Here is a 25799-nt window from a genome sequence, read left to right as displayed (position 1 = left end):
GGGAGGTCAGACCGGGTCCGCGAGGGCGCCTTCGGGGAGCTGCATGATGTCCGGCACGCCGGCGCCCCACCGGTAGTAGGACTGGAGCTTGTAGTACTCGCCGTCCGGCTGGGAGGCGACGGCGTACACGAACCGGGTCTCCGGGTCGGCGGCCCGCACATGGGCCACGAACCGCCTGATCCTGTCGTCGAGTTCGACCGGCAGGGACTCCGGGTCGGTCGTCGCGACGGCGAAGCAGACGCGGGTGATCGCCGGGGAGTCCCAGTCGAGGGTCACGTACACGCCGAACGCCTGGCGGCCGAGGCGGAGCATCTCGTCGCTGGGTTCGGCCTGGTCGACCTCGCGGAGCATGGCCCGTACGGAGTCGGGGGCGATGCCCCCGGCGGGCGGTTCGCCGAAGTAGATGTTGACGGTGCGGTGGCGGTAGTCGACGCCGAGCAGGCCGACGGTGTCGCCGAGGCCGTGCCGGTCGATGAAGCCGAGGCTCGCGTCGAGACTGCGGGGCATCGAGGGCAGCGCGGCGAGCGTCTTCACGTCCTGGAGCCGCGTGCGGGGCAGGACGGCCCAGATCTTCTTGAAGCCGCCCACGACGCCGAAGTCGATGCCGTAGCCGTCCACGGGGCACCGTTCGGCGAGGTCGGTGAGGAGCCGGGAGACCGGGTGGTCGTCCTTCTCCAACAGGCCGTTGTCTACAGCTAGTTGGTACGGGTCGAGGCCGTCGGGGATCGTGAACCGGCAGTCGAGTTCGTCGGCACGGCCCTCGCCGGTCGAGACCCGGAACGCGACCACGGCCTCGGCGAGATCACCTCCGTACAGGTTGAGGATGCCCAGCACGTCCTCGCGCTGGTACTTCACCTCCAGGAGCCCGGCCGCTTCCTCGATGGCCGAGTGGAGGGCGTGCACCGCTTCGTTCATGGCGGTCACCTTCCTTGGGTTGTCTGTCGTGGGCGGGGCTGCCGTCGGGGCAGGGGGGTGTCGGCGGACAGGAGAAGCAGGGGGTGGAGGCGGGGGTGGGGCTCGCCGGGCTGTGGGGCGGGACGTGCGTCGAGCGGCGGGCGGGGTTGTGTGTCGGGCCGCGTGCCGGGGTGTGCGTCAGCCTGTGTGCCGGGTCGCGTGCCGGTTTGTGTGATGACCAGGCCCGCGTCGACGAGTTCCGTCAGGGCGTGCCGCGCGTCGGACTCGGTGGCGCCGGGCGGCGCTGCCGCGAGCAGGGCGGGCAGCAGGCCGGGGCCGTCCGCCGCGAGCTTCAGCACCAGGGCGCGGGCGATGGGGCCGAGCCGAGCCGGCGTCGCCCGGCCGTCCCGCTTCAGCGCGGCCAGCCGGGTACGCGGCTCGGTGAACCGCGCGGCGAGCCGGGCCACCCCGAGCCGCGGCCGCTCCGCCAACCGGGCGCCCGCCGCGCTCAGCGCCGACGGCAACCCGGCGCAGTGCCGGACGAGTTCACGGACGGCACCGGGTTCCGCGCGAACGCGATCGGCTCCGGCGATGTCGGCGAGCAGCCGGACGGCGTCCTCGTCGTCCAGCGGGCCGAGCGTCAGCGTGTGCGCCGCAGGTACGGCCACCAGTCGGCCCCGGCTCGTGACCAGCAGCGCACTGTCCAGCCCGACCGGCAGCAGCGCGGCAAGCTGGGAGTCGCTCACGACGTCGTCGAGTACGAGGAGGATCCGGGCCCGGGCGAGACGCGCACGGTAACGGCGAACCAGGTCGCGCAGCTCGGGCCGGCCGGGGCACACCACTCGGCCCACCCCAGCCCCACCGGCATACGCCGACCACCCGGACCCGAGCCCACCGGCATCCGCCGGCTCACCCGCCCCGGACCCACCACCGCACACCAGCCCACCCACCCCAGGCCCACCAGCAGCCGCCGACCCACCCAGCCCGAACCCACCCGCCTGCACCGGCCCACCCGCCCCGGACCCACCACCGCACACCAGCCCACCCAGCCCAAGCCCACCCGCCTGCACCGGCCCACCCGACCCAAACCCACCACCGCACACCAGCCCACCCACCCCAGGCCCACCAGCAGCCACCGGCCCACCCAGCCCAAGCCCACCGGCGTCCACCAGCCCGCCCAGCCCGAGTCCGCCCGCATGCACCGGTCCATCCGGCCCAGACCCACTACCCTGCACCGGTCCGCCCAGCCCCAGCCCTGGCCCACCTGCGTGCAGTGGTCCGCCCAGCCCGGATCCACCAGCCTGCGCCGGCCCACCCGGCCCGGCCCTCTCCCCTTCCCCCGCCCCCGTCCCCTTCCCCTCCCCCAGCGCAGCCAGGATCTCCCGCAGGACAGCGGCAGTTGTCCGCCCCGCCCCGTCCTCATCCCGCAGCCCCAGCAGGACGACCCCGTCCGGGAACGCCTCCACGCAGCCGTGGGCCACCTCGACCGCGAGGGCCGTCTTGCCGCTGCCCGGGGCCCCCGTGATCAGGGCCGCTCGCAGGCGGGGGCGGCTGAGGAGGAGGGACCTGAGGCGGCCGGCCTCCGCGGTGCGGCCGGTGAAGGTGGCGGGCCGAGGGGGCAGGCGTACGGGCAGGGGGTGCGTGATGTCGCCGCGCAGCATGTGCAGGTATGCCTCGCTGAGCCTGCGGCCGGGGACGACGCCGAGTTGGTCCGCGAGGACCCGGCGGCCCTCGTCGTACACCTGGACGGCCTCGGCCTGGCGGTCGGAGCGGTGCAGGGCGGTGACGAGGTGGGCGCGCAGGGTCTCGTCCAGGGGGAAGCGGGCGACGAGGGCGAGCAGTTCGGGGACGAGGGCGCGGTGCCGGCCGAGGGAGAGGTCCGCCTCGATGCGGCGTTCCAGTGCCTGGGTGCGCCGGTATTCCAGGCGGGGTCGTTCGTGGCGCAGGAGGTGTTCGGTCACGTTCTCCAGGGCCTGGCCGCTCCAGAGGTCGAGCGCGCCGCCGAGGAGCCGGCCGGCTTCCTCGGGCCGGTTCTGTTCGAGGGCTTCGCGGCCGAGCCGGTCGAGCCGTTCGAAGGAGAACAGGTCGACGTCGGCCTCCCGGACTTCGAGCACGTATCCGGGCCCTTTCCGGAAGATCCGCGCACAGTTCCCCAGGGTTTTCCTGAGCCGTGACACGTACGTATAGATCTGTGAATTCGAGGTGGGCGGCGGTGTGTCTCCCCAGAGCGCGGCGGTGAGCCGGCTGTCGGCGACGTGGGTGCCGCGGGCCATGAGCAGGACGGCGAGAACGGTGTGGATCTTCGTCCCGGACAGTGGGACGTCAGCTCCTTCCCTGGTCACGGTGACCGGGCCGAGCAGCCGGAAGGTGAGCGCGCCGGCGGAGTTCAGCAAAGTTCAGCCTCCCCCGCGAAACGACTTGCTGATCGTTCACCACTGTATGCACCGGCGTTTTCCGCACGTTATCGAGTGGATTTCGAGGGGCGATACGGTGTCGAAATCGCGGCAAAAGCGCGCGTCTATAGGATGCTTCACAAGCACCGAAGAAAAAGACCACACCGAGTGCCGAAGAGAATTACCAAACGGGGAGATTCAGATATGCGCAAGCACCGAACACTCGCGGGTGCCCTCAGCGGCGCCGCCGCACTCCTTCTTCCCCTGCTGCTCGCGCTGGGCAGGGCGGCGGACACGACGGGCGATCTGCCCTGGACCTGACGGTCATCCCGGTCAGTGGTCGGTGAGCAGTCCGGCCAGGACCGATCCCTCGACAGGACGGGCCGCGTCATGTGCGGTGAGGACCTCGCGCAACCGGCCCGCCCGCCGTTCCCACATCGGCGCGTCGAGGGTACGGAACTCCTTCTGGGCCCAGTCCAGGGGCTCGCCCGCGCCGGAGCCGCCGCGTACGGCCTCGGCGCAGGCGAGGTGGACGACGATGCGGGCCTGGAGGAACCGGTCGCCGACCTCCTCGGCGAGGCGCAGGGCGCGCAGCAGACCGGCGCGGGCCTTGCAGGGTTCGTTCTGCCGCCACTGCGCCTCGCCGAGGGCGCACAGGCCGTGGGCCTCGCCGAGCCGGTCGCCCTGGCCGCGGGCGAGGCCGACGACGTCGTGGCAGATGCGTTCGGCCTGGGCGCAGCGGCCCGCGCCGAGGAGCCCTTCGGCGAGCCGGTAGAGGTTCTGGGTGCGGCTGCGCAGCGACCCGGCCTCGTAGCTGACCTCGATGGCCTGGCTGCTGAGGCTCACTCCGCGCTCGGGGTTGCCCTGTTCGATCTCGATCTGGGCGAGGAGTCCGAGCGCGTGGGAGAGGCCGGAGTTGTCCTCGGCACGCCGGAACAGGACGAGGGACTCCTCGCAGTAGCGGGCGGCTTCGGCGAGGTCGCCGAGGAAGCGCGCGCACACGGCGAGGTTGCGGCGCACGATGGCCCGGCCCTGGGTGTCGTCGGTGTGTTCGAGGTGGTCGAGGGCGGTGCGCAGGAGGTCGCGGGCCTCGCGGTGGCGGCGCTGGTAGATGGCGAGGGTGCCCAGGGAGCGGAGCATGGTGCCCGCGCCTCGGGTGTCGCCGGTGCGGCGGGCGCCGTCGAGGGCGCATTCGGCGGCGGTCCGCCAGTCCTCCAGGTAGTTGCGGGTCTCGTAGAAGGGGACCGCTCCCGCGACGAGGAGCCAGGCGCGCTCGGTCCGCCCTTCGCGGACGGCCTGGGCGACGAGGGCGCCGAGGGTCTCGCGTTCGCTCTCGAACCATTCGATGGGGTCGGCGACGAGTTCGCCGGCCGTCTCGCGCAGCGCCGGTTCGGCGGGGAGGCGGTCGCCGCAGGGGACGGCGCCCTTGCCGTAGAGCTGTTCCTGTGCCGCGTACACCAGGGTGAGGGCGGCGGCGAGGACGCGGTCCAGGGTGTGTTCGTGGTCCTGTGCGCCGTCCTCGGCGAGGCGGCGTTCCCGGGCGAGGGCGCGTGCCGGGTCGGGGAGGTGGTAGCGGGTGGTGCCGCCGCGGGCGGGGCGGGCCTGGAGGAGGCCGGTGTCGGCGAGGCGGCGCAGGAGGTCCGCGGAGGTGCCGGGGGTGACGCCGAGGACGGGGCAGCCGATCCACTCGGGGACATCGGGCACGTCCAGTGCGCTCAACTGGCGGTAGAGGCGGGCGGTTTGGGCCGACAGCGCCCGGTAGCTCGCGTCGGGTCCGGGGGCGTGCGTGGGGGTCCGCCGGCTCTCCAGGTGGGCGACCGTGCGGCGCAGGGAGCGGTGGTGGTCGGAGAGGAGCTGGGTGGCGATGTCGCGCAGGGGCAGGGGCAGTTGGTCGCACAGGTCGACGAGGCGCCGGGCGGCCTCCGGTTCGGCGGTGACGCGGTGGGCGCCGATGGTGGCGGTGAGGAGGTCGAGGCCCTCGGCGGGGTGCAGGGGGCCGAGTTCGACGCGGGTCACGGTGGCCGTCCGGTCGAGTCCGGGCAGCGGGTCGCGGCCGGTGACGAGGGCGCGGGCGGGGCCGGGGCCGGGCAGCAGGGGGTGGACGCGGTCGGCGGAGCGGGCGTCGTCGATCAGGACGAGGAGGCGGCGGCCGTCGAGGGTGGCCCGGTAGAGGGCGGCCCGGTCCGCCGGGTGCCCGGGGATCGCGGCGTGGGGCACGCCCAGTGCGTGCAGCGCCTGTTCCAGGGCGTCCTGGGGGCTTCGGAGGTCCAGGTGGATACGGCCGTCGGGGAAGTGGTGCGCGGCCCGGTCGGCCCAGTGCAGGGCGAGGGCGCTCTTGCCGGTGCCGGCCGCGCCCCAGACCACCGCGACCCGGGCGGCCGTGGCGTCGTCGCGGCCCGGCACGAGCCGTTGCAGGAGGTCCAGTTCGGCCGCTCGGCCGACGAACGGTTCGGGGGGCAGGGGGAGATGGCGGGCGAGTGCGGTGAACTCGGTGTGCGGGCGGGCGGGTTCCTCGTGTGAACGGGCGGGTTCGGAGGCGGCCGGGGGGTACTCGTGGGAGCGGACGCTCTCGGGGGGTGCCGGGTCCGTGCGGACGTCGCCCTCCAGGACCGTACGGTGCAACTCCCGGAGTTTCGCGCCGGGTTCGACGCCGAGTTCCGCGACGAGGATGCGGCGGCCCTCCCGGTAGCACTCCAGGGCCTCGGAGCGGCGGCCCGACAGGTGGTAGGCGCGCATGAGGACGGCGCGGGCGTCCTCCCGCAGCGGGTGTTCGGCGACGAGCGGGCCGAGGGACTCCACGACCGACCGGTAGGCGCCGCGCCGCAGTTGGACGGCGGCGTGCTCCTCGACGAGGTTGTTGCGCAGCTCGGTGATCCGGTCGACGACGCCGCTGAGCACGCTGTCGTCCATGCCGTCGAGGACCGGTCCCGACCACAGGGCGAGGGCGTCCTCGAAGCGGGCGGCGGCCTCGTCGGTGTCCCCGGCCTCGGCGGCGGCGCGGGCGGCGGCGGCCGACTCGTACAGGTCGGCGACGTCGACGTAGTGGCCCTCGCGGTGCAGGACGTAGCCGGGGAGCTGGGTCTCGATGAGGCCGTCGACGCCCGCCTCGTCGCGGAACGTCTTGCGCAGCGCGGAGACGCAGATGGCGATCTGGTTGCGGGCGGTGACGGGGGGCCGGCCGTGCCAGACGGCGTCGGCGAGCGCGTCCACGGAGACCGCGCGGCCGGGGGTGAGCAGCAGGACCGCGAGCACCGTGCGCTGCCGTGCGCTGCGCAGCAGCAGTGGCCGGCCGTCCGCCCTCACCTTGAGCGGGCCCAGCACCTGAAACGACAGACAGACCGTCATGCCGCCTCCTTCCAGGACTGTGAATGTCCCGCCCCCCGCGAAGACACAGCATGGCCATTCTGTGGAGATGGCTTGATCTTGACAAGGCGGATCCGCATCTTGACAGGCCCGTTCCGCTCTCCTCACGCTCCGTCACCAGCGGTCCGGCCCCAAGTGATCGCCAACCGCGGGAAAAGAATCATGGGGTGTACTCGGTTCCGTGACGCCGGGCCCGGCTCGCGCAGACAGCTCAGTTCTCAGGAATACGGCACCTGCCAAGAAGGAGCACCCCACATGAACCGCTTGTCGACGCGCCGATTCACCCTGACCGCGGCCGCCGCCACCGCCCTCGCGGCGTCCCTGGCGCTGGCCGGCTCGGCGGTCGCCGTCGCCCCGGCGTCCGCGACCGCCTCGTACGACTGTGACGCGGCGGGCAGCGGCACCGTCACCCTCACCACGGCCGACTCCGGCGGCGTCAAGTCCGTGAAGCTCGACTCGGCGGACATCCTCGCGCAGTTCCCGTACGCGGCGAACTCCGTGACGACGACGCTGAAGCTGAACAAGGCGTCCGGCGGCGAGGTGCAGTTCTCCGGCGCCGTGCACCCGGCGGCGAGCACGGGCGACCCGATCTCCTTCGGGCCCCTCCCGCTCTCCTCGGGCACCCTCGCCGCGGGCGACGTCACCAACTCGACGGTCCTGTCCGGCACTCCGAGCGCCTCCAACTGGTCGCTCAGGTTCACCGTCACCAACGCGGGCGGCACGTTCTCCTCGTACTGCGTCGCCACGAGCGCCCAGTCGAGCGCCTTCACCTGGTAGCCGACCGGCCCGCCGAGCCCCCCGGAGCAGCTTGCCGGGGGGCTCGGCGCGTCTGGCGCTACGCCCCGCGCCGGTGCGGCACGCCCGGTTCCGTCGCCCTTCCGGCCACCCGGCGCAGGCAGTTCGCCTCGTCCTCGCGGGCCGTGCGGGTGTCGGGGTGGTCCGGGCCCAGGAGGTGTTCACGGGTCGCGGCGATCACCCGGTAGTGGGTGAGGGCGTCGGGCCAGCGGCCCAGCCAGCCCAGCGCGATCGCCACCTCGCGGCGGCTGACGAGGGTGTCCTCGTGGTCGTCGCCCAGGACCCGGGAGCGGATCGCGTGAACGTCCCGCGCCTCGGTCAGGGCCTCCTCCCAGCGGCCGAGGCGGCCCAGGTTGACGCCGAGGCCGTGGCGGGCGCGCAGCGTCTCCGGGTGCGCGGGGCCCTGGAGCCGGGTCCGGTCGGCCGTCAACTCCCGGTACAGAGCCAGGGCTTCCGCGCCGCGCCCGAGCCGGCCGAGGCTGATGCCGGTCTCGTGGCGGGCGGCGAGCGTGTCCGGGTGGTCGGGACCCAGCACCCGCGCCCTGGCCGCCGCGACCTCCCCGTACACCACGAGCGCCTCGCCCCAGCGCGCCAACTGGCCCAGCGTGTACGCCACTTCGTACCGGGTGACCAAGGTGTCGGGGTGCTCGGGGCCCAGCACCCGGGACCTCGCCGCCGCGACCTCGCGGGCCATCCGGTACGACTCCGTCAGCCGGCCCAGCCGGTTCAGGTTGAAGGCGAGGTTGTGGCGGCAGCGCAGGGTGTCGGGGTGGTCGGCGCCGGCCACGCGCGTGCGGGCCGCGAGGACGGTCGTGTACGTCTGGTGCGCCTCCAGGTGCCGGCCCAACTGGCCCAGCGCGTACGCCGTTTCCTGGCGCGCGGCGAGCGTGTCGGGATGGTCGTCGCCGAGCGCCCTCGCACGGGCCGCCGCCACGTACTGGTACTCCCTCAGCGCCTCCTGCGCCCGGCCCGTCCGGCTCAGCGCGAACGCGGCCTCGTACCGGCTCGCGAGCGTGTCGGGGTGCTCCGCGCCGAGCACCCGCGCCCGCTCCCCCGCGACCGCCCGGTGCACCTCCCCCGCCTCCGCCCACCGCCCCGACCTGCCCAGCCCCAGCGCCGCGTTGTGCCTGCGGGCCAGGGCCGTCACCTTGTCGACGGCCGGCCGCTGTTCGGGGCGAGGCGCCGCGACGGCCCCCCGGACGGGCCGGGGGGTCCAGTCACCGGCGAGGGCCGAGTCCGGGGGCGGCGGGGTGTGGGGGCCGGTGGCTTTGGGGCCGAGGGTCATACCCCGGGTCCAGAGGGGGAGGCGGGGGTCGGGGGGCTCGGTACGGGACGCGGGGCGGGGCGAGGGGGTGACCTCTACGGGACGCCGGGACCGGCCCGACTGCGCGACACCGGCGCCGAGTTCAGCCCGCCCGGGCTCCGGCACCCCGGCGTCGGGTTCCACCGGGCTCGACTCGGCCGCCCCGGCATCGACTTCACCCCGCCGCAACTCGACTGCCCCAGCGCCGACTTCAGTCCAGCCCAACTCCAATGACACGGCTTCGAGTCCGACCCTCCCCGACTCCACTGCCTCGCTTCGCCCCACCTCGGCTTCCCCAACCCCGAGTTCAGCCCAGCCCGACCCCGCCGGCCCGGATCCGAGTCCGACCCTCCCCGACTCCACTACCCCACCTCGCCCCACCTCGACTTCCCCAACCCCGAGTTCAGCCCAGCCCGACCCCGCCGGCCCGGATCCGAGTCCGACCCGCCCCGACTCCGCCGCCTCACCGCCCAGTTCACCTCGACGCAACTCGGCCGCCCCAGCCCCGAGTTCCGCTCGACCCGTCCCCGCTTCCCCCGCGTCCACTTCGGCCCAGCTGGGTCGCTCCGTCACCACCGTCGGGACGTACCCCTGTGCCGCCCGGCCGAAAGCTATCCGGCGGACGATCTCGCCCGCGTCTCCCGGGCGGCCCGCCGGTTCCTTCGCGAGGAGGTCGAGGATGATGCGGTCGAGGTAGTCGGGGAGTTCGGGGCGGTGTGCGCTGGGCCGGCGGGGCGGGGTGTCGCGGTGGCCGATGAGGACGGCCCACGCGTCGTCCATGGCGAACGGCGGTGCGCCCGTGGCGAGTTCGTACAGGACGCAGCCGAGCGAGTAGAGGTCGCTGCGGAGATCGACCTCGCTGCCCCCGATCTGCTCGGGCGACATGTAGTGCGGCGTGCCCATCGCGACGCCCGTCCCGGTGAGCCGGGAGGTGACGGCGATGTCGTGGCCGAGGCGGGCGATGCCGAAGTCGCAGATCTTGACGGTGCCCTCGGCGAGGCGGACCACGTTCGCCGGTTTCAGGTCGCGGTGGACGATGCCCTGCCGGTGCGTGTACGCGAGGGCCGAGGCGATCTGGTCGGCGATGTCGACGACGTCCGGGACGGGCAGCGGGCGATGCCCGGTCGCCGTCAGGATCTCGCACAGGTTGCGGCCGTCCAGGAACTCCATCACGAGGTAGAGGACACCGTCGGCCTCCCCGAAGTCGTGCACGACGGTCACGCCCCGGTGCTGGAGCCCCGCCGCCACGCGCGCCTCACGGCGGAACCGTTCCCTCAGGACCCTGGTGAACCCCGGGTCGTACTGCGGGCCGGGCGGTTTCAGACACTTCACGGCGACCTGCCGGCCGAGCGACTCGTCCATCGCCCGCCACACCTCGCCCATGCCGCCACGCCCGATGAGCTCCAGCAGCCGGTACCGCCCCTGGATCAGCCTCGACTCCGCCATCTCGCCCCGCCGCCCCCGTCGTTGCCCTTCCGGCGAGTTCCAGTATGACGATTTCCCGCCCTACCCGGTACGGCGCGGACGGCACGTCCTCGCGCTCCCCCGCACCACCTTCAGCACGGCCGGCCGACGCATCACCCCATGCGCGGTTCCCCCAGCACCAGCCCCGACTCCCGGAGCCAGGCTTGCCCCTCCGGCTCCCAGGCGACCCTGTTGCCGAGTTCGACCCAGACGCCGATCTCTCCGGGGGACGGCTCGCTGTGCTGATCCAGCAAGGCGCTGTTCAGACAGAGCCGCAGGCCACAGTTCTTGGTACTGGAGAGCCCACGCCAGTCACAGCCCCATTCCGCGTCCAGGCTCAACGGCCCGAGCACCGCGACCATCCGGTCCAGTTCCTCATCCGAGCAGTCGTGATGGGACTCGGTCTCCGGCGTACCGAAGGGCAAGGTCGTGTCCAGCGAGACCATCACGCCCTCGGGCAGCGGCCAGAGGTCGCCGAGGCCCGGGTCGAGGCGCAGCTCCGCCAGGAGACATGACCTCGGCTGCTCCGCCGCGAACGTGATCGCATCGCGCCGCACCAGTTCGTCCAGGAAAGGAAAGACGGCCACGGGGTCGCGGTCCGCGACCATGCGAGCGGAGTCGAAGGTACGGAGAGCGTACGCGTACTGCTCCGCCGTACCGATCGGTTCCAGTTCGGGCCACGAAAGGCCGAACCCGTCGGCGAGTTCCCGCATGATCTCCCGCGCCCTCGCCAACGCGCTCACGGCGTCGGGAAAGGGTTCGAGCACGGGCCAGAGTGTCGAGGCCAAGAAGCGTTCCTTTCAACAGACCTGGTCACCAGCCGTCCTGGGGTTCGTCCAGCACGAGTCCGCAGTCCCGGAGCCACCCCTCGGCTTCCGGTGACCCGGCGACGCGAGGTCCGAGAGAGATCCAGACCCCGAACTCACCCGGGAACGGCTCGACATGCTGGGGCACCCAGACACTGTTCATGCACAACAGCACCCCGCAGTCCTTGGACTCGGACAGACCACGCCAGGCACAGTCCCACCTGACGTCCAGGACCAGGGGTCCGATCAGGGAGGCCATCCGGCTGACGTCCTCCTCAGCGCTGTCGTCCTCCGGCTCACTGTCGGCTGTACCGAAAGGCGGCGTCGAGTTCAGGAAGAAGGAGAGTCCCTCCGGCAGCGGCCAGAGGTCGGCGAGGTCGGGCCGAAGCTCGATGTCCGCGACGAAGACGGGGTGCGGCTCCATACGGTCGAGCGCGACCCCCCGGAATGCCAGTTCACCGAGGTACGCGTCCAGTCCGGGAAGATCCCGTTCCCCTCCCACCCTCCCGGTGCTGAACGTCCGTACCGCGTGCTCGTACTGCTCGCGTGTGGTGACCTCTCCGAGCTGGGCCCAGGGAAGACCGCTCCGGTCGGCAAAGTCACGCATGATCGCCCGCGCCCGCGCCAGCGCGCTCGGCGCGTCGGGGAAGGGTTCGCGCACACGGTGGAGAGCCGAGGACAAGGAACATGCCTATCGGGGAGTCGGCCGGATCACCAACCCGACTGCGGTTCGCCCAGCGAAAGTCCGCAGTCACGGCGCCAGTTCTCGCCTTCGGTCGTCCAGGCGATGCGGTTGCCGAGGGAGCCAGACGCCGAACTCGCCGGGCGACGGCACGGCGATCTGCTGCGTCCAGACACTGTTCAGGCAGAGTTGCACACCGCAGTCCTTGAACTCGGACAGGCCGCGCCAACCGCAGTCCCAGTCCACGTCCAGAGACAGCGGTCCGAGAACGGAAACCATGTCATCCAGCTCCTCCTCGCTGCAGTCGGGGTCGAACTCGCTGTAGGGATCGCCGAAGGGCGCTGTCGAGTCCAGAGTGAGAGTCAGCCTCTCGGGCAGCGACCAGAGGTCCATCAGATCGGGGGGAGGGTCGCATAGCCAGCGAACCAGGACCCCGGCTCTTCGTTGTCGAACGTGACGACAGTGCGGCGCCGCAGTTCGTCCAAGCAGGGTCCGACACCGGGTTCTGCCTGGTTCCCGTGGATGCGGGCGGTGTCGAAGGCCGAGAGGGCGTACGCGTACTGCTCAACCGTGGTGACCAGCTTCATTCGAGCCGTGGGGCCCGAGGCCCAGTCAGCCAGCTCGCGCGCGATCTCGCGTGCCCTCGCCAACGCGCTCACGGCGTCGGGAAAGGGTTCGAGTACGGGCCAGAGCGTAGAGGACAAAAAGGGTTCCTTTCGAAGTTCACCAGCCCGTCTGGGGTTCGCCCAGCGGAATTCCCAGGTCATGCAGCCATGTCTCTCCGGCGGGGGTCCAGGCCACGCGGGGGCCGAGGGAGATCCAGACGCCGAACTCTCCGGGGGACGGCTCGGTGTGCTGCGAGACCCAGACACTGTTCAAGCAGAGTTGCACGGCACAGTCCTTCGACTCGGGCAGGCCGCGCCAGGCGCAATCCCATCTGGCATTCAGCGTCAGTGGCCCGAGGGCGGCGACCATCTGGTCCAACTCCTCCTCGGTGCAGGTGTCCTCGGGCTCCCTGCCACCAGGACTGCCGAAGGGCGGGGTCAGGTCCAGGCCGAGGTCCACCCCCTCGGGCAGCGGCCAGAGATCGGCCAGGTCAGGGCTGATCCTCAGGTCCGCCGTGAACCAGGTTTTCGACGGACCCTCGTCGAAGGTGATGACCCCGCGGCGTCTCAGTTCGCCCAGGAAAGGCATGACGCCGGGCTCCCAGTCGCCGGCCATGCGGGCGGTGTCGAAGGTCCGCAGGGCGTATGCGTACTGCTCGGCTGTGGTGATCTCCTCCAGGGTGGGCCAGGGGAGGGCGGTCCAGTCGGTCAGGTCCCGCATGATCGCCCGTGCCCGGGTCAGCGCGCTCGACGCGTCGGAAAAGGGTTCGAGCACTCGGTAAAGCGTCGAGGACAAGGAATGTGCCTTTCGGGCAAGGGCAGGACAGTGGACGGAGATTCAGTAGGAGTAACCGTTCGACGAATAGTAGGTGTGTCCCACGACATGGCCTTCGTCGGCGTTGACGCCGAGGTCGAAGTCTGCCAGTTTGCTGCCGCTTTTACTGTAGACCCGTACGTGGTATCCGCTGACTTTGTCGAGAGGGCTGCCTCGCCTCTCCCGGGCCCGCTGATAGGAACGGACCCATCCCTTGATCTCCCGGGCATCGGTCAGGTCAGGGACTTGAATGAAGATTTCATCGATGTCCTGGGACCCCTCCACGTCATCACGAACACGCAACTGTTGCACGGCACTGGAAAGCTGATCGTTGAAGGTCTTCTGGTCGATCTTCCCAACAGTCTTGACCTCTCCGTAGCCGACCACGTTTCCTTGCTGGTCGAGATACTCAAGGTCAGGATTTTTATAGCCCTTCATGTTCTTGTACTCGTTCTCTTCGGACAGACCTTGAACCCGAGTACCCTCCGGCGCCCCGTCCAGCGCGCGGTAGGCGTTGTCCAGGGTGAGCTGGTCGGTCCTACCACTCTTCAGGTGCTCGCGGACCAGCTTCTGCGCGTCCGCGTCCCGGCTCGGGTCCTCCGAGGACGAGCCGTCGGACCCGCCCCCGTCCTCACCGCCGCCCCCGCCGTCCCCGTTCTGCACGGCATACGCGATGTTCGGCGCGGCGACCGCCGACGCCACCGTCGCGCTTCCGGACACGGCCAGCGCGGTCCCCGCGGCGATCAGCGCCTCGCCCGGGCCCAGTGCGCCGATGCCGGTGGCCATGAGCGCCCCGCCCAGCCCGTCCGGCGCGGCCCCGATCAGCAGCTCGCCCACCCCGAGCGCGGCCATGGGCCCGTTCGTGCGGTCGATGACCTGCTGGGCGGTGTCGGCGAAGCCGGAGACGGCGTTGGAGAGGGAGCTGAACCAGCTCTGGCCGGTGGGGTCGCTGCCGGTGACGGGGTTGTTGGCGGCGTAGTCGTAGCCGGTGAGCTGCGAGGGGTCCGTGGCCTCCAGCTGGGGGTCGCGGCTGATGAAACGGCCCGTCCGGGCGTCGTACTCGCGCAGCCCGAGGTTGACGAGCCCGGTCCCGGTGTCGGTGGTGCCGCCGACGTAGCCCTTGTCGCCGGGCCAGGTGGTGGGCGTCGTGCCGCGGGTGCCGCCGAAGGGGAGGTACTCGCGGCGGGTGACGGCCTGGGTCTGGTAGTCGACGGAGAGGTAGTCGGTGCCCTGGCGGTTGGGGATGAGGTACTGGATGTTCCCGCTGCTGGAACGCGCGGCGACGGTGGTGCCGGCGACGGAGTAGTAGCGGGTGCCGGTGACCGTCTTGGTGGAGAGGTTCTCGACGAGTTCCTCGTCGCCGAGGTAGAGCGTGGCCTGCGTCGGGTCGGTGCGCAGGACGAGGCCGCCGTCGAGGCCGTAGAGGTAGCTCGTCGTGCCGCCGGACGTCGTGTCGGTGTCCAGGCGGTTCTGGTGGTTCCAGACGAGGGTCTGGTCGCCGAGGGCGCCGCCCTTGACGGTGGTGGTGTTGCCGGAGGCGTCGTAGGTGTAGGACGCGGTGTCCGCGGCGGGGCCGGTGGTGCTGGTGAGGGTGTGGGGCTGGTCGGTCGCGGAGCCGGGCGCCGGGTAGTGGTAGGCCGTGGTCGTGTCGGTGGCGCCGTGGTCGGTCTGGGTGTCGCGCTGGCCGTCGGCGGTGTAGGTCCAGGTCTGCCAGTAGGGGTCGGGCCCGCCGACGGTCGAACTGCTCGCGGCGGCGGCGCAGTTGTCGGTCGCGGTCCAGGCCGCGGTGAGGCGGGCGGCCCAGTCGTAGCCGTAGCACTGGGTGCCGGACTGGCTGCCGGTGGTGGAGGTGAGGAGCCCGGCGCCCTTGGAGACGTCGGCGTTGCCCCACGTGTACGTGGTGTCGTCGACGACCGTGGAACTGCTGGAGTCGGTGGTCTTGGCGTCGGTGGGCTGCCCGGTCTGGGCGTCGTACTTGAGGGTGAGGTCGACCCAACTGGTGGTGGGGCCCATGGAGTACTGGAGGGGCTCCCCGTACTCGTCGTACCCGACGGCGGCGACGTACGTCCATGCGCTGCTGGCGACGCTGGTGGGCTGCCCGAACTGGTCGTACCCGTAGTCCACGGTCTCGGCGGGGAGCCCGCCGCCCGCCGGGGACTGGCTGCTGGCCGGTGTGCCGGTGGTCTTGTAGGTGTACGACTCGGTGTACCCGGCGCTGGGTGCGAGGGCCGCGAGGTTGCTCGGCAGGTTGGCCAGGGTGGTCTTGGTGGCGGCGACCTTGCCGAGGCTGGTGTAGGCGAGGACGGCGTTGGTGACCGAGGCGCTCCCCGTACCCAGTTGGTACGAGGTGGAGGAGGTGGGGTACCCCTTCTTCAGCGTGTCGTACGTCCAGGCGGCGGTCTGGTTCGCGGCGGACGCGGTGGCGTTGCCGGTGGTGTCGTAGACGGCGGTGCGGCGGCCGTCCTTGTCGTACGTGTAGGTCGCCTGGTCGCCGCGCGCGTCGGTGGTCGTCAGGAGCTGGCCGGCGTTGTCGTAGCTCGCCGAGGAGCCGCCGGCGTCGGGGTCGGTGGAGGTGACCTGGTCGCCGAGGAGGTTGTAGGTCCAGGACCAGGTGTTGCCGGCGGGGTCGGTCTGGCCGGACTGGTGGCCGTCGGGGAAGTACGTGTAGTGGGTGTCGGAGTAGTCGGAGGCGCTGTCGTGGACGGGGTCGGCGGCGGCGCCCGTGTGGTACTGGTACAGGTCGGTCCTGCGGCCCCGGGCGTCGGTGAGCGTGGACTCGGCGACGCCGCCCTTCGGCGGGATGGTGGTGGTGAAGTTCCCGCCGAAGACGGTGGTGGTGTTCCAGGTGGCGGTGCCCAGGGCGTAGGCGGTGGCGACGGTCTTGCGGCCGGCGCCGTCGTAGGTGAAGCCGGTCTCCGAGGGGATGTCACCGTCCTGGGCCTGCACGAGCGTCGCGCCGGGGGCGCCGGTCGTGTAGTAGGGGGCGGTGGTCTTGGCGACCCAGCCGTTGGTGTCGTAGACGGTGTCGGTGACGTCCCGGCCGCCGTCGACGGTCGCGATCTGCGTCTCGCGGGGGCGCAGCAGGGCGTCCATGAGGAGTTCGCTGCTGCGGTAGGTGCCGTCGTCGTTGAGGGTCTGGGTGGTGACGGTGCTCGGCTTGTCGGCGGCGAGCGCGTACGTGTACTTGGCCGTCGCGGCGGTGATGCCGGGGCGGAAGACGGCCGTGGTGCGGCCGAGGGCGTCGTACTGCGCCTTGGTGACGTACCCGGCGGCCGTGGTCTGCGTCAGCATCAGGCCGCGGGAGGCGTCGTAGGTCTGGCTGAGGGTCTGGCCCAGCGGGTCGGTGGAGACGATGGCGGTGGGGGCGGCGCCGGTCGTCGGGGTGTAGGCGGTCGTGGTGGTGCGCTGGTCGGCGTCGGTGCTGGTGAGGGTGCGGCCGTAGACGTCCGTCGTGAGGGCCGACATGGTCGAGTAGACCGGGGTGGAGCCGGTGTACGACGTGGCCTGCTGGGTCGAGGTCGGGTCACCGGTGGTCGGGGTGGCGCCGAAGGTGGTGGAGCCGTCGTACAGGACCCGCTTGTCGCTGACGGCGTCGGCCGGGAGCGTCGGGGTGGTCGCGCACTTGACGGAGACCGTCCTCGTCTCGTCGACCAGGTCGTAGATCCACGCGGAGGCGCTGTCGGCGTAGGTCGCGGTGGTGCACAGGTCGTCGCCCGTGGTGGAGACGTCGCCCTTGTCGTCGGTCTGGGTGACGCGGCCGTGGGTGTCGTGGGTGTAGTCGGTCTCGGTCTCGCGGGTGGAGCCGGAGGCCAGCGGTGTGAAGACCTGGACCGACTTCTGGCCGGTGAGGTACGCCTTCTGCGCGGGGAGCCCGCCGGACAGGGCGTGGGTCGCGGTGGCGGCGCTGCTCCAGGGCGTGGTGATCGTGTCGTTGACGACCTTTCCGCTGTTCAGACCGTTGTAGAGGATCGCCTCGTACGTCAGGCCCGCGTACTGGGGTGAGTCGGTGACCGCCGGGTCGCCCCGGGAGTCGGTGACGGACGCCGCGCGGGTGCCGCTGGAGAGGGTGTCGCCGTCCATGCCGCGGAAGTAGGTGTAGTCGGTCTCGGTCGCCGGGTCGGGCGCGGTGCCGGTGGTGACCTTCATGCCGCCGTAGCCGCGCCACTGGTCCCAGGTGCGCTGGGCGGCGGCGGTGAGCGGGTTGTCGTCGTGGTGCCAGGCGGGGGTGCCGACGGGGGTGTAGCGGGTGACGATCGTGTCGTTGACGCCGCCGCCGGTCGGGTCCTGCTGGGTGACGGTGGTGACGACGTACTTGTTGAACCAGTCCAGCATCGGGCTGGTCTGCCCGGTGGGCGTCCAGTAACCGGGGTAGCACAGCTTGGTGTTCTGGCTCGCGTCACTGGGGGTGCCGCCGCCGCAGGCCGGGGCCGTGTAGCCGACGCTGATGATGCCGCCGGACTCGGTGGTGATCGTGTTGAGGCGGTAGCGGGTGATGGGCGGGTAGCCGTCGGTCAGGTCCACGCGGTTCGACAGCGGGGTGCCGGAGAAGGTCACCTTGGGCATGGCGAGCGCCGCCGTGGAGCCCCCGCCGGAGGTGTCCTGGCCGGTGCGGGTCACGGAGTTGAGCCACAGGGAGGGGGTGGTCGCGTCCCCGGTGGCGGGGAACGAGTACGTGAACGCCCACGCGTCGACGTTGGTCTCGGTGGTGCCGACGAGCGCCTGGGTCTGGATGCCCGTCAGCTCGTTCTCGCTCCAGAACGTCGGCGAGTTGGAGGAGCAGGTCGCGCCGCTCGCGCAGTCGAGGTCGAACGGCACGTCGGGCCACTTGGACGCGGTGGAGCTGGTCAGCGTGGAGGTGGCGCAGCCCGTCGCGGAGGTGTTGCAGCGGCCGTTGTAGGTGAAGGTGACCTGGGCGGCGGGGCTGGTGGAGTACACCGAGCCGTCGCGCTGGCCGTACTGGATCTTCGCGAGGGCCGCGTCGCGGACGTACGGGGTGTCGGCGGTCTTGCCGAGGTTGCGGGCGTAGTGCCCGGTCGTGGGGGTGTAGAAGTAGGACATCACGTCGCCGTGGGTGTCCTTGACGTAGTCCAGCATCCAGCGGTAGCCCTGTTGGCACCAGGAGTTGGCCCAGGTCGCGTTGTAGCAGGGCTGGCCGGAGGCGGTCGCGTAGACGGGTTCCGTCAGGACGGAGTTCGTGGCGGTGTTGCCCGAGGCCCAGCCGGGGAGCTGGTTGAGGCCGAAGGTGTACTGGGTGCCGTTGGAGGTGGTCACCCGGAAGTACTCGCCGCTCTGCGCGCCGTTGGTGGCGCCGGTCAGCCGCTCGACGCGCTCGTCGGAGTCGCCCTGGGCGCGGTAGGCGCCGGTCGTGTCGTCCTTGACGAGGGTCGTGGTGGTGCCGTTGAGGGAGAGGGTGAGCTGGTTGTCGGACGACCAGCAGTTGTCCCAAGTCCTCGTGGAGCCCGCCGGGTTGTCGTGGCAGGAGCCGTACGAGCGCTCGATGTAGTTGCTCGGCAGGGAGAAGCCGTCGCCGACGGCCGACGCCTGGTTGTTCGTGGACGAGGTGAGGCCGTCCACGCTCTGCGAGTCGTAGCCCAGGGCGAGGTTGGGGGCGAGTCCACCGGGTACGGCGGGGCCGCTGATCGGGTACGACCAGGTGAACGCGTCCGTGCTGCCGCCGGCCTGCCAGGAGCCGGACGCCTTCAGGGAGGTGGCGCTGAAGTCGCCGCCGCCTCCGGTGGGCGCGGCGGTGGCGGCCATGACGACGTCGCTCTGCGCGAGGGCGAGCGGGGCGGAGAGGGTCTGCGCCTTGGCGTCGTTGGTGGAGGCGACGGGGGTCTGGGTACGGCAGGCGGGGCGGGCCGGTGTCGTCAGGGCGCAGGCGGGGAGCTGGACGAGGCGGAGACGGGAGGCCCAGTCGGCGCCGTAGGCGGCGGTGAAGTCCCGGTAGTCCAGGGCGAGTTGAGCCTTGGCCCTCGGGAGGCCGGTCAACTGGAGGAGGACGCCGTGGACTCCGGCGGCCTGGCCTGTGCGCTGGGGGAGGACGCGTGCGGTGGCGGGAGCGGCACTGTGGGCGGCGGCTCGACCGGAGTCGGCGGAGGAACTCGCCCCGGAAGAAGGGGTGTTGCTCGCGGGGGTCGTGAGCCAGATCGGAAGGCTGCCCGCCCGGAGCCGGGCGCCCGGTGCCGCAGCCGTACGACCCGCCGCACCGGCCCCGCTGAAGGACGCCGCCCCGCTGGGCCACGTCACCTTCGGCGACGGCGTGTTGGCCAGATGCCGGGCGGGCCCGTAGTGGGAGCGCACGGCCGTCACCGGCACAGCCTTCACCTGCGTGAACCCGGGCTGCGGATGGCCGTGGACCGGTCGGGCCGCGCCGCTCGCGCCGACGATCACGGAGATCACGGCCGTCAGCGCGGTGAGTCCGCGTCCGAGGCGGGCGTCGGGTCTGAGGCGTCCGGCGGCCGTCCGGCCGTGTGAACCTGTCGTCCTGGGCAAGGACTTGCTCCTTCGCACGGCGAGGCGGTCGATCTTCACGATGTGACGGACCGTACGTGCCTGTGGATTTGCCGCGCATCGGGCAACCGGAACCTCTTCCCCGATTCTTGACCGGACCACATACGTCTCTCACCTGCCCGCCTGATCTTTACGGGGTTCCGAACGTCCGCCCCAAGAGCCCTTCCAGAGACGGGAATCCGATGCACCCACCTCGTGCACGTGCGCGAATCCACAGACCGAGCGCGGCGCTCGCGGCCGCCGCGATCCTGGCGGTCGGCGCGGCCGGCCTCGCCGCCACCCCCGCCGCCGCGACCCCGCGCCCGGCCGCCGGCCTCCAGGTCTCCGGCAAGAGCGCCCCCGTCTCCAAGTCCCCGGCGCCGTCGACGAGTTCGCCGGTACTCCCGGACGGTTTCGGCCCCACCTCGGCCGATTCCACCGCCATGCAGGCGGCGGCGAAGCAGGCGCACGCCACCGGGAAACCGGTCACCGTCCCCTCCCTCACCACCCCCACGGTCCAGGTGGAGGCGCAGCCGGGCGGCGGATTCCGCACGGTCTCCAACCCGTTGCCGGTGCGAACCCGGCAGTCCGGCCACTGGGTCCCGGTGGACCTCACGCTCACGCACCACGCCGACGGCACCTGGACCCCGAAGGCCACCGCGTACGGCACGGTGACCTTCTCCGGCGGCGGCACGGCCCCCCTCGCGGTCACCCGCTCCGGCGCCACCACGCTCACCCTGACCTGGCCGACTCCCCTTCCGACGCCGCGCGTCAAAGGCGATACCGCGACCTACCCCGCCGTGCTCCCCGGCGTCGACCTCCAGGTCTCCGCCACCGCGTCCGGCGGCCCCAGCGAGACCCTCGTCGTGCACGACGCCTCGGCGGCACGCAACCCGGCGCTGGCCTCCCTGCGCCTGGGCGCTCAGGTGCACGGAGGACACCTGGCCACCGCCACCGACGGCGGACTCACCGTCACGGACCCCGAAGGCACGGCCGTCGCGGACTCCCCCACCCCGCTCCAGTGGGACTCCAACCGCGCCCTGCACACGAAGGCGAAGGTCGCCGCCGACGCCTCCGACGCCGCGCACCCGGGCATGGCCGCCCGCGTCGCCGAGGTCGGTACCCATGTCGGCTCCGGCGCCCTGTCCCTCGTACCGGACCGCGCGATGCTGACGCGCGCCTCGACGGTCTTCCCGGTCTACATCGACCCCTCGGTGAACTGGCACCCCGTCGACTACGCGAACCCGGCGTTCGACGAGGTGAAGCAGGGCTGCCCGGGCACGTCGTTCTACAACAAGACGGGGTCGCTCGCCGACAACGGCTATCTCGGCGTCGGCTACAACGGCTGGCCCGAGGGCTCCTGCAACACGGGTGACGAACACGCCATCTACCAGTGGACGCTGTCCAAGACGATCTTCGGCGCGACGATCAACAGCGCCGAGGTCGACGCGACCGACATCTACTCGGCGTCCTGCTCGACGACGGCGACGGTCAACCTGCACTGGTCCAGGGGCATCGGCTCGGGCACGGACTGGAGCAACAGGCCGAAGTACAACAGCTATTCGACGTCGAAGAGCTTCGGACCGGCGTACAACCCGTCGCTGTGCCCGAACAACGGCAGCTCCACCAACGGCTTCGACGTGCTGACGCCGATCAAGAAGGCGGCGAGCGGGCACTCGACGAGCTTCACCGCCACCCTGAGCGAGGACTCGATGGAGTCCAGCCGCAACGACCTGGGGTTCAAGCGGTTCTCGCACAACCCGACGCTCCAGATCTTCTTCGACAACCCGCCGAGCGCCCCGACCGCCGCGACCATGGCCGCCGTGTCCGGCGCCGCCGACGCGGCCTGCGACACCGCCTCGCCGTACCCCTACATGGGCAAGACGATCGCCTCCACGCCGCCGGTGCTGCGCGCCAAGGTGAAGGACCCGAACGGGGACAAGCTCCAGGCGACGTTCCAGTACTGGGTGGACGGCACGACCACGAAGGCGACGGTCAAGAGCGGCGACAACCTGTCGAACAACACGTACGCCACGGCCTCGCTCCCGGCCTCGTTCGTCTCGTCGCTGACGGCCGGGAAGACGGTCGACTGGGACGTCATCGTCACCGACGGCATGGCGTCCACGACCTACAGCCAGTCCCCCACCTGCCACTTCACCGCCGAGCCGAACGCCCCCGACGAGCCGGCGCTCGCCTCGGAGAGCAACCTGTACCCGAACACGGACGTCACCGACGCGGCGGTCGGCGCGGCTGCGGGCACCTCGGGCAAGTTCGACATCACCGGCTCCGGCACGACCGCGACGAAGTTCGTGTACCACCTCGACGTGCCGCCGCCGACGAGCAGCGCGCCCGCGAGCGAGACGGTCACCGCGAGCGGCAACAAGGCGACCGTCACCGTCGCCCCGCCCTCGCCGGGTCCGCACACCCTGTACGTGTACGCCGTGGACGGCGCCGGTGACGTGTCGGGCACCTCCGCCTACCCGTTCCTGGCCGCCGGGCACCCGAACACGAGCTGTGCGAGCCTCGCCGCCTGCTTCGACAACGTGGGTGTCAGCGCCGACAGCAACATGACCGCCGGCAACTTCGACGGCAACGGGCACAGCTTCTCGGCGACCGACTGGGCGAACGCGGGCTGGGCGAGCGGCGGCAGGGTGACCGTCGACGGCGCCACGATGACGCTGCCCGCCTTCGGTTCCGGGCAGAAGGACAACCTGGTCGCGGCCAACCAGACCGTCGGCTACTCCGGCCAGGGCAGCGCGCTGGTCTTCCTGACCGCCTCCACGTACACCAACCTGGCCTCGCCGGGGGCGATCGCGGGTGACACCACGTCCCCGTACGTGCCCGCCGGTACCCGGGTCAGCGGCGCGTACTGCTTCACCGGTGACGACGCCGACGGATTCTGCCCGGCGACCGGGCAGATCACGTACACCGACGGCACCAGCGCCGGGTACACGCTGACCGTGCCGGACTGGTCGAACACCGACAGCTCCATCGCGGCGGCGGTCTTCCCGCACGCCAACGGCTCCACGCAGAGCACGGCGAACCGCCAGGTGTACGCCTTCTCGGTGCCGGTCGACCCGACGCGCACCATCGCCTCGGTGACCCTGCCCGACCTGACCGGCGCGGCCGGGGCGAGCGAGCCGACGCTGCACGTCTTCGCGCTGGGCACCCGCAACACGACCGCCGGGACCGCCGAGGCGAACGGCACCTACGCCGCCGCCCCGTCGGGCCAGTCCTGGACGGGCGCCTGGTCCGGGGCCACCGAGGGCAGCTTCGGCCTGCCGGGCGGCGGAACCTACTCGAACCAGACGATCCGGGTGGCCCTGAAGCCCTCGGTGTCCGGGTCCACGGTCCGCGTCAAGCTCGACAACGCGCTCGGCACGAACAAGCTGTCCATCGGCCACGCGACGATCGCCGTCAGCTCCACCCCGAACGCGATCGGCGCGGTCCCCTCGGGGACGCCGACGACCCTGAAGTTCGGCGGCGCCCAGGCGGTGACCGTCCCCGTCGGCGGCATGGTCTACAGCGACCCGCTGCCGTTCACCGTCACCGCGAACCAGTACCTGCTGGTCTCCTACCAACTCTCCAACGCCGTCCCGTACTTGGTGCAGCACACGTACGCGGGCGGTTCCTACGAGTACATCACCGCGAACGGCAGCGGCGACCTCACCACCGGCACCAGCGCCACACCGTTCACGACCACCGCCGCCGCGTACGGCAACTTCACGGACCTGGTGACCGGTCTGGACGTGCAGTCGGCGAACGTACCCACCGAGGCGGTCCTCGGGGACCACCTGGTGGACCCGTTCCAGCCGAACACGACGCTGCCCAACTCCAACGGCTACCGGGTGGCCGACGGCCTGACCGCCGCCGAACCCACCACGGCCAGCCCCTACGGCGTGCTCGCCGAGGGCATCGAGGCCAACCAGCTCATGACCGACAACCCCGAGACGTACAGCGGCAATCCGGTCGGCGGGCCCTCGGTGCTCTCCCGGCTCGACCGGGACATCCTCGACCAGCCGGGCCTGTCCACGGTCGTCGTGGACGCCGGGCTCGAAGACCTGCTCTCCGGGTCCACCAGCGACGACCTGGACGCCGACGGCTACACGGAGCTGGTGCAGCAGCTCCAGGGCTGGGGCGTCAACGTCGTCCTGACCTCGCTGACCCCCTGCGAGGGCTTCGCCGGCGACGGCGCCACCCCCAACGACCCGTGCACGAGCACCACCGATGACAACCGCACCGACGTCAACGCCTTCCTCGGCGGCATGAACCTGGGCAACCCCTGGGCCACGCCCGCCGTGTACTTCGCGGACTTCGACGCGGCCGTGGCCGTGCCGGACGCGACGACCGGTGAGGAGAAACTCTCGGCGGCGGCCGACAGCGGCGACCACGTCAACCTGTCCAACCCGGCGTTCGGGGCGCTCACCACGGCCCTCCTCTCCCCCGTCGACACCTGGAACCTCGACGACGGCGACGGAATGCCGGTCGCCACCGACACCGCCGCGACCGACACGCTCAACACCCTCAACGCGGCGGGCGCGAACCCGAACCTCGGCAACAACCCGCTCACCCTGACGGGCGGCGCGAGCTGGGCCACGGACGCGACGCGGGGCACCGTCCTGTCGCTCGACGGCAGCACCGGGTACGCGGTCAGCGCCAACCCCCAAGTCGTCGGCACCACCGGCAGTTTCACCCTCTCCGCGTGGGTGAAACTCACCACCGCCGGTACGTCCGACCAGACCGTCCTGTCCGAAGAGGGCACCCAGACCTCGCCCTTCGCCCTCCAGTACAACCACACCCACACCGGAAACCCCGGCTGGGCCCTGGCGTTCACCAGCGCCGACACCGCGAGCCCGACGACCACCTACACGTACGCGGCGAACGCCACGGCGGGCACCTGGACCCACCTGACCGGCGTCTACAACGCCGCGACGAAGACAGCCCAGTTGTACGTCAACGGCACCCTCGCCGCCACGACGACCGGGGTGACCCCCTGGGCGGCGACCGGCGACCTCGCCCTCGGCCGGGGCCTGTCCGCCGGCACCCAGAACGCCTGGTTCGGCGGCTCGGTGAGCGGCGTCCAGGCGTACGCGTACGCCCTGACGGCGAACCAGATCACCGCGCTGTACCAGAACATCCCCTGACCCAGGGGATGCCGGGGGGGGGTGGTCTGCTCGGGCGGGCCACCCCTCTCACCAGTTCACCGGACGAAGAAGTCCAGGAGAGTGTCGGCGCGCTTGCCGAAGGGGGCGTACAGCAGACGGGTGGCGTTCCAACGTCCTTGTACGTAGATGCCCTTGGGGTGGCTGAGTGTGCGGAATCCTTCGATTTCGTGCACCAGGGCGTAGTCGGGGGCGATGCAGGTCTGCCCGCCGCTGAGGAGCTTGCCGAAGACGATGTCGGACACGGCCTGGTCCCGGACGTGTCCCTTGGCCACGATGGTCGGGGACTTGCCGCCGAGTTCCAGCGTGACGGGGACGAGGTTGTCGCTCGCCGCCTTCATCACGGCTCGCCCGACCACGGTACTGCCGGTGAAGACGAGATGGTCGAACGGCAGGGAGGAGAACGCGGATCCGTCGCCGCTGACCATCGTGACCTGCTCCGGCGGGAAGAGCTCGCCGAGCATCGAGGCGAGCACCGCGTTCGTCGCCGGGGTCAGCTTGGACGGTTTGAGCATGACGCGGTTGCCGGCGGCGATCGCGGTGACGACGGGCATGAGCGACAGGTTGACCGGATAGTTCCACGGCGAGATGACGCCGACCACGCCGAGCGGCTGGTACTCGATGCGGTTGCCGCCGAAGCGCAGCAGCATCTCGATGTGGCGGTGGGTCGGACGCATGAACCGGCGGAGGTTGCGGTGCAGGTAGTCGATGCCCTGCACGACGCCCACGAGTTCCATGATCGCGGTCTCGTGTCGCGAGCGATGTCCGAAGTCGGCGTCGATCGCCTCCTCGATGGCGCCGCGCCGGGCGATCAGCGCCGCCTTGAATCTGGACAGATCGGTGCGCCGCGCCTCAAGTGAGGGCGCCCCGTCGCGGAGGCAGGCGGCGCGCTGAGCTTGGAGGAGGTGCTGGAAGCGCTCCGCGTCGGTGGACTGTGCGGTGATGTCGGTGGTGGTCATGGCGGTGTTCCTTGGCTGTCGGGGAGGGCGACGAGGTGCCGCGGTAGCCGGCGCGGCGGTCCGTCCGGCG

At 71.5% G+C, this 25799-nt stretch carries 13 protein-coding genes; 2 read left to right on the top strand and 11 right to left on the bottom strand.

All coding sequences use genetic code 11. The features are described from left to right. Positions 1-6: 6 nt before the first annotated feature. From ACLZOT_RS40015 to ACLZOT_RS40005, 3 genes are all read right to left on the bottom strand, one after another. Complete coding sequence (locus ACLZOT_RS40015; protein WP_416974100.1) at positions 7-915, bottom strand: aromatic prenyltransferase; 909 nt, start codon at positions 913-915, stop codon at positions 7-9. 5 nt (positions 916-920) lie between these two features. After that, entirely contained in the window at positions 921-3287 is a 2367-nt protein-coding gene (locus ACLZOT_RS40010) for an AfsR/SARP family transcriptional regulator (RefSeq protein ID WP_416974099.1), read from the bottom strand. Between the two features lie 333 nt (positions 3288-3620). Further along, positions 3621-6632, bottom strand: coding sequence for a BTAD domain-containing putative transcriptional regulator (locus ACLZOT_RS40005; protein WP_416974098.1), 3012 nt, complete (start codon positions 6630-6632; stop codon positions 3621-3623). 273 nt (positions 6633-6905) lie between these two features. Here ACLZOT_RS40005 and ACLZOT_RS40000 point away from each other — a divergent pair, with 273 nt between their 5' ends. Further along, positions 6906-7427: a hypothetical protein gene (locus tag ACLZOT_RS40000; RefSeq protein ID WP_416974097.1), complete on the top strand. Its 522-nt coding sequence runs from the start codon at positions 6906-6908 to the stop codon at positions 7425-7427. Between the two features lie 58 nt (positions 7428-7485). On the opposite strand, the gene ACLZOT_RS39995 is transcribed toward ACLZOT_RS40000, so the two are convergent. From ACLZOT_RS39995 to ACLZOT_RS39965, 7 genes are all read right to left on the bottom strand, one after another. Beyond that, positions 7486-10194 carry a protein kinase domain-containing protein gene (locus ACLZOT_RS39995; protein ID WP_416974096.1) on the bottom strand — a complete coding sequence of 903 codons (2709 nt, stop codon included), beginning with the start codon at positions 10192-10194 and terminating at the stop codon, positions 7486-7488. A 131-nt stretch (positions 10195-10325) separates the two neighbouring features. Continuing rightward, positions 10326-11000 carry a hypothetical protein gene (locus ACLZOT_RS39990; protein ID WP_416974095.1) on the bottom strand — a complete coding sequence of 225 codons (675 nt, stop codon included), beginning with the start codon at positions 10998-11000 and terminating at the stop codon, positions 10326-10328. Between the two features lie 25 nt (positions 11001-11025). Continuing rightward, positions 11026-11700, bottom strand: coding sequence for a hypothetical protein (locus ACLZOT_RS39985; protein ID WP_416974094.1), 675 nt, complete (start codon positions 11698-11700; stop codon positions 11026-11028). Between the two features lie 69 nt (positions 11701-11769). Then, positions 11770-12093: a hypothetical protein gene (locus tag ACLZOT_RS39980; protein ID WP_416974093.1), complete on the bottom strand. Its 324-nt coding sequence runs from the start codon at positions 12091-12093 to the stop codon at positions 11770-11772. Then, positions 12093-12404, bottom strand: coding sequence for a hypothetical protein (locus ACLZOT_RS39975; protein ID WP_416974092.1), 312 nt, complete (start codon positions 12402-12404; stop codon positions 12093-12095). Before ACLZOT_RS39975 ends, ACLZOT_RS39980 begins: the two co-directional genes overlap by 1 nt. A gap of 19 nt (positions 12405-12423) precedes the next feature. Continuing rightward, positions 12424-13080, bottom strand: a complete 657-nt coding sequence (locus tag ACLZOT_RS39970; protein WP_416974091.1) for a hypothetical protein — start codon at positions 13078-13080, stop codon at positions 12424-12426. 63 nt (positions 13081-13143) lie between these two features. Then, positions 13144-19611 carry an RHS repeat-associated core domain-containing protein gene (locus ACLZOT_RS39965; protein ID WP_416974090.1) on the bottom strand — a complete coding sequence of 2156 codons (6468 nt, stop codon included), beginning with the start codon at positions 19609-19611 and terminating at the stop codon, positions 13144-13146. Positions 19612-19811: 200 nt separating this feature from the next. Here ACLZOT_RS39965 and ACLZOT_RS39960 point away from each other — a divergent pair, with 200 nt between their 5' ends. After that, on the top strand, positions 19812-24752 hold the full coding sequence (locus tag ACLZOT_RS39960; RefSeq protein WP_416974089.1) for a LamG-like jellyroll fold domain-containing protein: 4941 nt from the start codon (positions 19812-19814) through the stop codon (positions 24750-24752). A 56-nt stretch (positions 24753-24808) separates the two neighbouring features. Here the strand turns inward: ACLZOT_RS39960 and ACLZOT_RS39955 are convergent, their stop codons facing one another. Continuing rightward, positions 24809-25729: an aldehyde dehydrogenase family protein gene (locus ACLZOT_RS39955; RefSeq protein WP_416974088.1), complete on the bottom strand. Its 921-nt coding sequence runs from the start codon at positions 25727-25729 to the stop codon at positions 24809-24811. Positions 25730-25799: the final 70 nt, after the last annotated feature.

The sequence above is a fragment of the Streptomyces sp. 4F14 genome (assembly GCF_048159485.1).
Lineage (GTDB): Bacteria > Actinomycetota > Actinomycetes > Streptomycetales > Streptomycetaceae > Streptomyces.
Note: the sequence above shows the minus strand (reverse complement) of the source record. Positions and strands in the feature narration are given on the sequence as shown.